Consider the following 11,790-nt stretch of genomic DNA (forward strand, 5'->3'; position numbering starts at 1 on the left):
CCCTCCCTATTGTGCCGGTGCCGCAACCAGCTCGCCCTGTGGGGCGCGGCCGGCTGTTGCATCAAGGGGTTCGCTTGCGCGGATTTCACCCTTGGCGGTTTTGTACAGATTGTAAGCCATGATCAGCGAACCGACGACGAACAGTGCGCCGCCCAGGGCTCGGATCACATAGAACGGATGCATCGCTTCCACGGTCTCAACGAAGGAGTACTCAAGGAAGCCCAGCTCATCATAGGCCCGCCACATAAGCCCCTGCAGAATGCCGGAGACCCACATGGAGGTGATGTAGAGCACGATACCCAGCGTCGCGACCCAGAAGTGCCACTCCACCAGCGCCAGCGAGTAAAGCCGCTGACGGCGCCACACCCACGGGGTGAGACAGTAAAGCGCCCCGAAGCTCACAAAGCCGACCCAACCCAGCGCACCGGAATGCACGTGACCGATGGTCCAGTCCGTGTAGTGCGACAGGCCGTTCACAGCCTTGATGCTCATCAGCGGACCTTCAAAGGTGCTCATGCCGTAAAAGGCGACAGACACCACCAGCATCCGGATGACAGGGTCGGTTCTCAGCCGGTCCCAGGCGCCCGCAAGGGTCATCAGCCCGTTGATCATGCCACCCCATGAGGGCATCCACAGCATGATCGAGAACGTCGCCCCCAGGGTCTGTGCCCAATCGGGCAGCGCTGTGAAGTGCAAGTGATGCGGACCCGCCCAGATGTAGAGGAAGATCAGCGCCCAGAAGTGGATGATCGACAGGCGGTAGGAATAGACCGGCCGCTCGGCGCGCTTGGGAATGAAGTAGTACATCAGCCCCAGGAAGCCGGCAGTCAGGAAGAAGCCCACCGCGTTATGGCCGTACCACCACTGGGTCATGGCGTCCTGAACGCCGGACATCAGGATGTAGGATTTGTCGCCCGTGAAGGAGACCGGCACCGCCAGGTTGTTGACGATGTGCAGCATCGCAATGGTGACGATGAAAGCCAGGTAAAACCAGTTGGCCACATAGATATGCGGCTCACGGCGGCGCCACAGGGTGCCGAGGAACACCAGCAGATACACGACCCACACAACGGTGAGCCACAGGTCGATGTACCATTCAGGCTCTGCATATTCTTTTGACTGCGTAACGCCGAACACATAGCCCGTCGCCGCCAGCAGAATGAACAGCTGATAGCCCCAGAACACGAACCACGGCGCAATGTCGCCCGCCAGCCGCGCCTTGCAGGTGCGCTGCACCACATAAAACGACGTCGCGATGAGGATGTTGCCGCCAAACGCAAAAATCACAGCCGATGTATGCACCGGCCGCAGGCGTCCAAAGTTGAGCTCCGCAATACCGGTCAGCAAATCCGGATAAGCCAGCTGCACGGCAATGACGAGACCGACAACAAAGCCGACCACACCCCAGAAGGTGGAGGCAATGACACCCCAGCGAATGACAGCATCATTGTACTGCACGCCGTCGGGCGCCCGGGCGGTCGGCCCACGCTGCAGAAAATCAAAGTGCCGGTCGCCGATCCACATGACCGCCAACAGGCAGAACAGTGTGATGAGACCGCCATGCAGCATCATCGGGCCACTGGACGCCCCGGCGATAACAAAAATGCCCAGAAAAGCACCTGCGATGAAGAGCGCGATCGCGCCCCACCCCACTGCCGTCATTCGACCATCATTGGCGATGGGAGGTTCTGGCGTATGTGTTTGCGTCATGACCCGTTGTGCCCCACTTCATTAGTCGCCCCCGCCGGTCATGGTCAAAGGGGCTGTTATGTAAGGCTAAGTGCAGGAACGCGGGGCTTACAACATTGATATCGGTCAAATGGGCGCAAGAGTCGCACCTGTGCGACCCCGGATATTGCGCCGCGTCATCATGATTTTTTCTGTCACCAGAAAACCCGCCACCCAGAACCTCAGCACGACAAAGGCTCAGGGCCTCATCTGCCCGTAGAATCAGGCCTGATCACCGACCGCGGAGTGCAGTGCAGCGCGAAATTGCCGCACCTCTTCGTCAGTGGTCTGAAAGGAGGCCACCAGCCGGATGACCCCCGCCGCGGGGTCCCACGGCACAAAGGAGACGTCCGAGTCGCGCAGTCTGGATATGGCAGCTTTGTCCTCAAACCGGACGAAGATCTCATCGCTCTCAACGGGATGCACCAGATCGACACCCGCCGTCTCTTCCACGATCCCGACCAGACCCTGCGCCTGCCCATTCGCATGGGCCGCCAGCCGCAGCCACAGATCATCCGTCACATAGGCTTCAAGCTGAGCGGATAAAAACCGCATCTTGGAAAACAGATGACCGCCCCGCATCCGGCGCGCTTCAAACTGCTCCGCCAGCGACGGATCAAAGAAGATCGCTGCTTCCGCCGCCATGGCACCATTCTTCGTGGCTCCGAAACTCAGAGCATCCACGCCGGCTTTCCAGGTGACATCCGCCGGAGTGCAATTGAGGTGCGCCACGGCATTGGCAAAGCGGGCCCCATCCATATGCACATGAAGGCCTTCCTTGTGGGCGCGGTCACACAGCACACCCACGTCTTCAAGGCTGTATACGGTGCCGCTTTCCGTCGCCTGCGTCAGGCTCAGCACCTTGGGCAGCACATGATGCACATCGCCACGCGGCAGAGCCGCAAACGCGCCTTCCAGTCCGGCAACGTCAATACGTCCATGCCGACCGGACACGGGAATGAGCTTGGCACCGTTTGAATAAAACTCAGGCGCCCCGCCTTCATCCACATTGATGTGACTCATCTGCTCACAGAACACAGCGCCCCAGGGCGGCGTGAGTGATGCCAGGATCAGTGCATTGGCAGCCGTCCCCGTCGCCAGTGGAAACACGCGGACATCGCGTTCAAACAAGTCCGAGTACAAGGCATCAAGCCGCCCGGTAATCGCGTCCCTGCCATAGGCCCATGCGGGACCTTCATTGGCACGCGCAAGGGCCGCCATGATTTCAGGCGCAACGCCGCTCGCATTGTCAGATGAAAAATGCATCCCGTCCCCCGCCGCCAGGCTGTCGCCTAGTGGCCACCTAGTCCGACAAAGGTAAGCACCCCACCAGCCACAAGTGCCAACAGTCCCCATATCCGGATGAAATTGCCGCTCATCATGGGGTTGAGCAGGCGAATGAAGGACGACCCGACAGCAATGAAGATCAACCCTTCAATGAGTGTCGCAGCGGCCAGCCCGGTGACAACCATCTCAAGCGGCGTATCAATCTTGTGATGGGTAACCAGCAGCACGGCACCAATGAAAAAAACCAGCACGCCGCAGACAAAAGAAAGCCCTGCACTTTCGCGCAGATCCGTCAGCATGGCCCGGCTACGGTCGGGGGTTGCAACAAGGGCGATGCCCGCAGCAAGCATGTAGAGCCCAAATCCAAGGGCAATGGCTTCAGTCATCATGGGATTTGCTCCGCTATTGATTGATATGTTTCAACCCTAGCGGCGCACCCTAACCCGGCAACCCTGCGCTGTCAGCGTGTCAGGGCTATGCGGCGTATCGCCTGGCGATCAGATGATCGAGCGACAGCACACCAGGACCACGAATGATGAGATACAACATGCCTGTGGCCCAAAGCAGGTGCAGGTTCCATGCACCGGGATAGACAAAGGTCTGAATGACCGCCGTCATCACCAGCAGGCCCAGCGCACCAAATCGTGTGCCAAGCCCGAGGATCAGCATGATCGGGAACACATGCTCCGCAATGGTGCCCATGACCGCAGCCCAGTCGGACGGAATGAGCGGCAACGCATACTCATACTCGAACAGGAAATAGGTCGAGTCCTTGAGCGCAAAGCCATCCACCTTGAGCCGTGCCGATGTCCAGAAGACACCAGCCACGGCAATCCGTGCGGCAACGGCAATGATCCATTCAGGGAGGGACGACATCAGCGCAATCACGCGCTGAACAAGTCCCGCGAGGCCATTGAGAGAATGTGTTGCTGCAGTCATGACGTCACCTTTGATGTTTGATCCGGCAGCACAAAACTTCCGGCATTGAGCAGTTCGGCAAAGACGATCTGTGGGTCGCATTCAGGCTCTTCTTCAAACGCTGCAATCAGCGCCCGCCCCAGGGTGGCGCCACCCTGAACAGCACACAGAAACGCGAACGCGCCCGGCGATACCCGGCGCACTTCGACCTGGGCGTGAGGCCGCACCACAAAGATGCGTTCGTTGCGATCGTCTTCGGCAATGGACAGCACGCCGTCGTGGTCAGGCTGGTTTGCCTGCCAGATGCGCGAAATCGGATAAGGCGACATCAAAAGCTGATGCGCCGGCGCAAGCTCAAGCACCAGCCGGTCAAGCGCCTGATCGCCCAGCGCCTCCACAAATGCCTGGAGGTCCTGCGCGGTGAGTACGTCAGCATCTTGGCCGTGATAGACCTTGTGCCAGGCATGCTCCAGCCGCGCGATATCCGGCAGATAGGGCACGGAGCGGGCGGGCTCAAACCCAACAAGGAACCCGGCAAAGTCAGGGGCAAACCCTATGAGGGAGGCAGCATCCGGCATGGAGCGCTCGAAATAGGCCTGTGCCATCGCACGGAAAAACTCTTCTCCCACCAGCCGCTGGCAAACCGGATAAAGCGCCGCCAGCGCATCTGTCAGGCTGGACGCCACATTGTTGCGATAGACATCAAGCCGCGCTCGGTGAGGCAGTGGTTCATTGCCGATGGCCGCAAGATCCAGCATGACCTGGCTGTTGGCCGGGTCGCGCAAGGCTGAGGCAAAATTGGTCTGCAATTCAGCGAGCCGGGACATGACCCACCTCCTTTTTTGAAATCTGTTTCAGCTTGCCGCGCGCTGTTGCGACTTCGGTCAGCAACACATCAAGCGCAGGCACATCCTGGTCCCACTCAACAAGCGTTGGTCGTGGGCCGGCGGCAGCGAGGAAATCGTCATACAGCGTCCAGACATCCCTAGAGGGTGCCGAGCCATGGTCGTCAATCTTGAGTGTGACGCCGCTGCGGTCATCATCGGAGTGTCCACCCAGATGAACCTCGCCAACCGCCGCAACATCAAACTGATCAAGATAGTCACGTGGCGAGGTTTGAAGGTTGTGGGCGCTCACCACCACATTGTTGATGTCGAGCAGCAACCCGCATCCCGTGCGTCGCGCCATCGCGGATAGAAACTCCGTCTCCGGAATATCACTTTCTTCAAACGCCAGATAATTGGACGGATTCTCAATGAGAATCTGGCGGCCCAGCGTCTCCTGCGTCTGGTCAACGTGGCGGCACACAATGTCCAGCGCCTCGGACGTCAGCGTCACCGGCAGAAGATCATTGAAATAGGTGCCACCATTTTCGCACCACGCGAGATGCTCGGAAACGAGCGCCGGCTTATAGCGATCCACAAGCGCACGCAGATGAGCCAGATGATCACGGTCCAAGGGTCCCGCTCCACCAATCGACAATCCAATGCCGTGGATCGAAAGCGCAAACCGCTCGCGGATGGCGGCGAGGTACCGGTGTGGCGCTCCGCCGTCTCCAAAATAGTTTTCCGCATGCACCTCAAAGAAGTCCGCAGCACTGCCTTGCGAAAAGGCCTCAGACAGAATCTGGGAATAGTGCTGCGGCTTCAAAGAGGTACCCGCAGACGCAAGCTCAAGCTCTGGCGAGCCCAAAGCAGCCTGCCCAGATGACCGCACAGATGTGGTGGCCGCGAGGGGGGTGCGACCTGCAGCAGGGGTATCGGCTGCAAACATCTCAGGGGAATGGGTCATCCGGGACATGCTTTGTACTCGTTGAACTGGAGCGATGCGTTGTTTGTCGTGTCAGACGTTACGCAGGAACGTTGCTGTCGCTGTCTTCAAGCGAGCCATTGCCGAACGGCGTTTCGATGGATGTGCAGGTGCCCGCAGGAACAAGCTTCCAGGCATTGGACTGGTAATCGATCGTGGATGTGCCCTGGCATGAGGTGCCTGGGCCAGCTGCACAGTCATTCTCACCGGCAAGGGCAACGCCGTAGCACTTTTCCATGTCAGCGGCAGCAGCAGGTGTGGCGGTCAGTGCGCCCATTGTCAGGGCGGCAGACAGGGCGCCGGCAGCGGCGAATGCGGTTTTGGATGCGGTCTTCATGGGGTGTCTCCTCTTGAGGTCATTGGGATCAGAAAGTTGGTCAGCGGTGTCTCTCACCGCCCCCACAACCTCGGAAACCAGCGCCCAAAAAGGAACTCACGAAGCCGTCGCGCGGCCTCAAACACCTGTGATGACCTAGTGATGACCCGGTGAAGGGCCAGTGAAGAGCCGCAACAGCTCAAAAAGACAGGCCACACCGCGGTCGCGCGCGGGCGGTCTGTCGCCATGAAGGATTCGGGGAAAAGGGTACGCAAGAGGCCCGCAGGCCGGACAAACGCGGCGGGGGACACCGCCGACCCGCGAGCACCCTTGCGACACTTCGACAGTGCCAAACCCGCAGAAAATTGGGAAATCACGACCGATGTGAGGTCGGTAAAACGACTGTGAGGCCGCGTGAACGGGGTCATTAACCGTGTTTACGCCCGGTTTTCCTGGGGTTTTGGCGCCAAAACCGGCCAAAATCATGAAAAATTAACCTTTGGCACTGCGTGAAAAAGGTCACCATTCCTGACCTTGATTCAACAGGCCCCTCTCTGGCACTATCCCCCGGCTTCGCAAAAGCCTGTCGTGACGTATTCATGCAGGCACAGCAAAGCGTGGGCAACGAGGGCGGCCGTCTCAAATGATCGGCAGTCTGACCGAGGACCTCCAAAGAGAGCGCCCCAGTCAGGTTCACCCTCAAGCCCTCACGGCAAAGGCTTTCGTAGTCGACACCCTCAGGTGGGCATATAGCGCTCACGTAAATCCAAAGGGGGGCGGCTCATGTTCGAAAGCCCCAAGGTCAATTTGTGACAAGGCGGCGTTCCGGCCGACCGCGTCCTCTTCTGCCCCGGTGTTTTAGGGCGTAGTGCAAGAGGACGGGCCCTTCCGGTGACGCTGATTGTCGCGCGGACTTTTCGCTCCAGTTTTGGAGCGGCCCCGGATTTCCGGGGGATAAGTCAAAACGGTTGGTATTTTACGGGCCTGCGCTGACATCGGCGCACTGCCCCGCAGTTTGAGAGGTTTGGCGGCATGACAAAGACCCGTGAAGGTCAGTACCGTCCGGCAGGTATGCCCGCAGCAAGCGGCATGTATGACCCGCGCAACGAAAAAGACGCCTGCGGCATCGGCTTCGTCGCCAACATCAAGAACAAGAAGACTCACAAGACCGTTCAGGACGGTCTGTCGATCCTCTGCAATCTTGAACACCGTGGCGCTGTAGGCGCTGACCCCAAGGCGGGCGACGGCGCAGGCATTCTCATTCAGATGCCGGATGCCTTCCTGCGTGCCGTCACCGCTGACCTTGGCTTCACGCTGCCCGCTGAGGGCGAATATGCGGTTGGCCAGTTCTTCATGCCCAAGGACGATGCCGACCGCGCCAACGTCATGGACCGCACGGAAAAAGTCGTCGCTGAAGAAGGCCAGGTTGTTCTTGGCTGGCGCGACGTGCCGGTCGACAACTCAGACCTCGGCTATTCGGTTCTGCCAACAGAGCCCTTTCACATGCAGCTGTTTATTCAGCGCGGACCGGGCTGTGCTGATCAGGATGCATTTGAGCGCAAGCTCTTCGTCATCCGCAAAGAAATCTGGAACCGCATCTACGCCGAAGACGTCAAACTGGCTGGCGACACCTATGTCACCTCCATGTCCTCGCGCGTGCTCAACTACAAGGGCATGCTGCTGTCCGATCAGGTCGGCAAATACTATCTCGACCTCTCCGACGAACGCATGGTGTCGGCGCTCGCCCTCGTTCACCAGCGTTTCTCCACCAACACCTTCCCCACTTGGAGCCTTGCGCAGCCATTCCGCATGATTTGCCACAATGGCGAAATCAACACGGTGCGCGGCAACGTCAACTGGATGGCGGCCCGCAAAGGTCCCATGCAGTCCGATGTCCTGGGTGATGACCTTGAAAAGATCTGGCCGGTCACCGTGGAAGGCCAATCTGACTCAGCGTCCTTCGACAACGCTCTCGAGCTCCTGGTGATGGGGGGCTACTCGCTGGCCCACGCCATGATGATGCTCATTCCCGAAGCCTGGGCCGGCCATGAACTCATGGACCCCAAGCGTCGTGCGTTTTACGAGCACCACGCAGCCCTGATGGAACCATGGGACGGCCCCGCCGCCATGGCCTTCACTGATGGCCGTCAGATCGGCGCCACGCTGGACCGCAACGGCCTGCGCCCGGCTCGCTATTTCGTCACCGACGACGACAATGTGATCCTCGCCTCTGAAATGGGTGTCCTTCCGTACCCGGAAGACCGCATCGTTGAAAAATGGCGCCTGCAGCCCGGCAAGATGCTGCTGATCGACCTTGAAGAAGGCCGCATCATCTCTGACGAGGAGGTCAAGGAACAGATCTCTTCCATGGAGCCCTATCAGGAGTGGCTCGACAAGGCGCAGATCAGCGTCGAGGACCTTCCCGACATGGGCGGCACACCGCCGCAGCCAAATGTGCCGCTGCTCAAGCGTCAGCAGGCCTTCGGCTACACCCAGGAAGACATCCGCACCCTGATGACCCCCATGGCCGCAACCGGCCAGGAAGCCATCGGCTCCATGGGCACCGACACGCCCATCGCGGTGCTGTCTGACAAGTCAAAGTCGCTGTTCAACTACTTCCAGCAGAACTTTGCCCAGGTGACCAACCCGCCGATCGACCCGATCCGTGAAGAGCTGGTGATGAGCCTCGTCTCGCTCATCGGCCCGCGCCCGAACCTGCTCGACCTGCACAAGCAGGGTGAAATGCGTCGCCTTGAGGTGCGTCAGCCCATCCTGCGCAACGAGGATCTTGAAAAGATCCGTGCCATCGGCGACATCGCGGACAATCACTTCCAGACCAAGACCCTGGACACGACCTTTGCTGCCGACCGCGGCGCCGAAGGCATGAAGCCTGCCCTGGACGCCCTGTGCGAACGTGCCCAGCGCGCCGTCAATGAAGGCTTCAACATCATCATCCTGTCAGACCGGCTGGTGAGCGAAGACCGCGTGGCGATCCCATCCCTGCTGGCCACATCAGCCGTGCATCATCACCTGATCCGCAGCACCCTGCGCACGCGGGTGGGCCTGGTGGTTGAAACCGGCGAAGCCCGCGAAGTGCATCACTTCTGTGCGCTGGCTGGCTATGGCGCTGAAGCCATCAACCCGTACCTTGCCTTTGAAAGCATGATCGCCAACAAACATCAGCTTGGCGAGGATCTGGACGATGCCACCGTCAAGTCGCGCTTCATCAAGGCCGTCAACAAGGGCATCCTCAAGGTCATGTCCAAGATGGGCATCTCCACCTACCAGTCTTATTGCGGGGCCCAGATTTTTGACGCGGTCGGCCTGTCGACCGAATTTGTCCGCGACTATTTCTACGGCACCTCCACCAACATCGAAGGCGTGGGTCTGACCGAGGTTGCCGAGGAAACCATCCAGCGGCATCTGCGTGCCTTCTCGTCTGACCCTGTGCTGAAAAATGCCCTGTCCGTCGGTGGCGAATACATGCAGCGCATCCGCGGCGAGGAACACGCCTGGACCGCATCGTCCGTTGCTGACCTGCAGCATGCCGTGCGCGGCAACAGCCAGGACAAGTACAACGACTTTGCCAAGGCCATGAACGACCAGTCCAGGCGGCTGCTGACCATTCGCGGCCTGTTCCGCCTGAAGTCCGCCGAGGAACTGGGCCGCACGCCTGTCTCCATTGATGACGTGGAACCTGCCAAGGACATCGTCAAACGCTTTGCAACCGGCGCCATGTCCTTTGGCTCCATCAGCCGCGAAGCGCACACGACGCTGGCCAAGGCCATGAACCGCATCGGCGGCAAGTCCAACACCGGTGAAGGCGGCGAAGAAGTGGACCGCTTTACACCCCTGCCCGATGGCGACAGCATGCGCTCTGCCATCAAGCAGGTGGCATCCGGCCGCTTTGGCGTCACCGCTGAGTACCTCGCCAATGCGGACATGATCCAGATTAAAATGGCGCAGGGTGCCAAGCCCGGCGAAGGCGGACAGCTGCCCGGCCACAAAGTCGACGCGGTCATCGCCAAGGTGCGCTACTCGACCCCGGGCGTGGGCCTCATCTCCCCGCCCCCGCACCACGACATCTACTCGATCGAAGATTTGGCACAGCTGATCTACGACCTGAAGAACGTCAATCCGGATGCGGCCATTTCCGTGAAGCTCGTGTCTGAGGTCGGCGTCGGCACCGTTGCCGCCGGCGTCTCCAAGGCACGCGCCGACCACGTCACGATCTCGGGCTTTGAAGGCGGAACGGGCGCATCGCCCCTCACCTCCATCAAGCATGCAGGCTCCCCATGGGAGCTCGGCATCGCCGAAACCCACCAGACGCTCGTGGCCAATGGCCTGCGTGGCCGTATTGCCGTGCAGGTGGATGGCGGCCTCAAGACAGGCCGCGACGTTGCCATCGGTGCCTTGCTGGGTGCTGACGAATTCGGCTTCTCAACCGCACCGCTCATTGCGGCGGGCTGCATCATGATGCGCAAATGTCATCTCAACACCTGCCCCGTAGGTGTTGCGACCCAGGACCCCGTGCTGCGCAAGCGCTTTGTGGGTCTGCCCGAGCACGTAGTGAACTACTTCTTCTATGTCGCTGAAGAATTGCGCGCCATCATGGCAGAGATGGGCTTCACCAAGCTCTCCGACATGACCGGTCTGATGGATGCCCTCGATCAGACAGAAGCTGTTGCCCACTGGAAGGCGGAAGGCCTGGACGTGTCCAAGCTGTTTGCCCGCCCTGACTATGTGGAAGGCGTGGCCATCCGCCATTCCGAAGTGCAGCAGCATCCGATCCATGACATTCTCGACCGCCGCCTCATTGAACAGGCCAAGCCTGCCATCGAGAACGGCACCCCGGTCACCATTGATACCTCCATCAACTCGATGGACCGCTCAGCGGGCGCGATGCTCTCAGGCCAGATCGCCAAGCATCACGGTCACAAGGGCCTGCCTGCAGACACAGTCTCCGTGAAGCTGACCGGCACCGCCGGACAGAGCTTCGGGGCATGGCTTGCCCATGGCGTGTCGTTTGAACTCGCCGGCGAAGCCAATGACTATGTGGGCAAGGGCTTGTCCGGTGGCCGCATCGTCATCTACCCGCATGAGACGGCCAAAATCGTGCCGGAGAAAAGCATCATTGTCGGCAACACGGTGCTCTATGGCGCCATCACCGGCGAATGCTATTTCCGCGGTGTCGCAGGCGAACGCTTCGCGGTGCGCAACTCCGGCGCCATCGCTGTTGTGGAAGGCACAGGCGACCATTGCTGTGAATACATGACCGGCGGCGTTGTGGTTGTGCTGGGTGAAACCGGCCGCAACTTTGCGGCCGGCATGTCCGGCGGCATTGCCTATGTGCTGGACGAAGCGGGCGACTTTGAACGTCGCTGTAACCTTTCCATGGTTGAGCTTGAACACATCACGGCTGAAGACGACGCCATGGAGCGGCTGTCGCATCAGGGCGGCGACCTTGAAACCCACGGCCGTGTCGATGTGAATTCAGACATGACCCGCTTTGACGCCGAACGCCTGCGTCAGCTTGTTGAAAACCACGCCAACCACACGGGCTCCACCCGTGCCCGCAAGGTGCTCGACAACTGGGAAACCTATCTGCCCAAATTTGTGAAGGTGATGCCGGTGGATTACCGCCGCGCGCTGGAAGAGATGCGGGCCTCCAACCAGAACAACGAGTCCGCGTTCAAGGCGGCCGGCGAATAATCCGCCACGCCTTTTGAACC

General features: G+C 59.9%; 8 protein-coding genes. 1 reads left to right on the top strand and 7 read right to left on the bottom strand.

Annotation, left to right across the window (positions count from 1 at the left end; all coding sequences use genetic code 11):
- Positions 1-6 precede the first annotated feature (6 nt).
- From ccoN to BN1012_RS12145, 7 genes are all read right to left on the bottom strand, one after another.
- A complete protein-coding gene (gene ccoN, locus BN1012_RS12115; protein WP_420887263.1) occupies positions 7-1,710 on the bottom strand; it encodes a cytochrome-c oxidase, cbb3-type subunit I in 1,704 nt (567 codons plus the stop codon).
- 240 nt (positions 1,711-1,950) lie between these two features.
- On the bottom strand, positions 1,951-2,994 hold the full coding sequence (locus BN1012_RS12120; protein WP_043949805.1) for a threonine aldolase family protein: 1,044 nt from the start codon (positions 2,992-2,994) through the stop codon (positions 1,951-1,953).
- Positions 2,995-3,020: 26 nt separating this feature from the next.
- Positions 3,021-3,404, bottom strand: coding sequence for a hypothetical protein (locus tag BN1012_RS12125; protein ID WP_052535206.1), 384 nt, complete (start codon positions 3,402-3,404; stop codon positions 3,021-3,023).
- 85 nt (positions 3,405-3,489) lie between these two features.
- Positions 3,490-3,954: a DoxX family protein gene (locus BN1012_RS12130; RefSeq protein WP_043949806.1), complete on the bottom strand. Its 465-nt coding sequence runs from the start codon at positions 3,952-3,954 to the stop codon at positions 3,490-3,492.
- Complete coding sequence (locus tag BN1012_RS12135) at positions 3,951-4,760, bottom strand: HvfC/BufC N-terminal domain-containing protein (RefSeq protein ID WP_052535208.1); 810 nt, start codon at positions 4,758-4,760, stop codon at positions 3,951-3,953. Before BN1012_RS12135 ends, BN1012_RS12130 begins: the two co-directional genes overlap by 4 nt.
- On the bottom strand, positions 4,744-5,724 hold the full coding sequence (gene bufB / locus BN1012_RS12140) for an MNIO family bufferin maturase (RefSeq protein WP_244442899.1): 981 nt from the start codon (positions 5,722-5,724) through the stop codon (positions 4,744-4,746). The genes BN1012_RS12135 and bufB overlap by 17 nt, the downstream gene beginning before the upstream one ends.
- Before the next feature lie 58 nt (positions 5,725-5,782).
- A complete protein-coding gene (locus tag BN1012_RS12145) occupies positions 5,783-6,079 on the bottom strand; it encodes a BufA1 family periplasmic bufferin-type metallophore (RefSeq protein WP_043949807.1) in 297 nt (98 codons plus the stop codon).
- 1,011 nt (positions 6,080-7,090) lie between these two features.
- On the opposite strand from BN1012_RS12145, the gene gltB reads away from it, so the two are divergent.
- Positions 7,091-11,770, top strand: coding sequence for a glutamate synthase large subunit (gltB, locus tag BN1012_RS12150; protein ID WP_043949808.1), 4,680 nt, complete (start codon positions 7,091-7,093; stop codon positions 11,768-11,770).
- The last annotated feature ends 20 nt before the right edge of the window (positions 11,771-11,790 follow it).

Source organism: Candidatus Phaeomarinobacter ectocarpi, from assembly GCF_000689395.1.
GTDB classification, from domain to species: domain Bacteria; phylum Pseudomonadota; class Alphaproteobacteria; order CGMCC-115125; family CGMCC-115125; genus Pyruvatibacter; species Pyruvatibacter ectocarpi.

Coding starts and splice junctions, on each gene's coding strand:
- gltB (WP_043949808.1), top strand. CDS start 7,091: ATGACAAAGACCCGTGAAGGTCAGTACCGTCCGGCAGGTATGCCCGCA.
- bufB (WP_244442899.1), bottom strand. CDS start 5,724: ATGACCCATTCCCCTGAGATGTTTGCAGCCGATACCCCTGCTGCAGGT.
- BN1012_RS12135 (WP_052535208.1), bottom strand. CDS start 4,760: ATGTCCCGGCTCGCTGAATTGCAGACCAATTTTGCCTCAGCCTTGCGC.
- ccoN (WP_420887263.1), bottom strand. CDS start 1,710: ATGACGCAAACACATACGCCAGAACCTCCCATCGCCAATGATGGTCGA.
- BN1012_RS12130 (WP_043949806.1), bottom strand. CDS start 3,954: ATGACTGCAGCAACACATTCTCTCAATGGCCTCGCGGGACTTGTTCAG.
- BN1012_RS12120 (WP_043949805.1), bottom strand. CDS start 2,994: ATGCATTTTTCATCTGACAATGCGAGCGGCGTTGCGCCTGAAATCATG.
- BN1012_RS12145 (WP_043949807.1), bottom strand. CDS start 6,079: ATGAAGACCGCATCCAAAACCGCATTCGCCGCTGCCGGCGCCCTGTCT.
- BN1012_RS12125 (WP_052535206.1), bottom strand. CDS start 3,404: ATGATGACTGAAGCCATTGCCCTTGGATTTGGGCTCTACATGCTTGCT.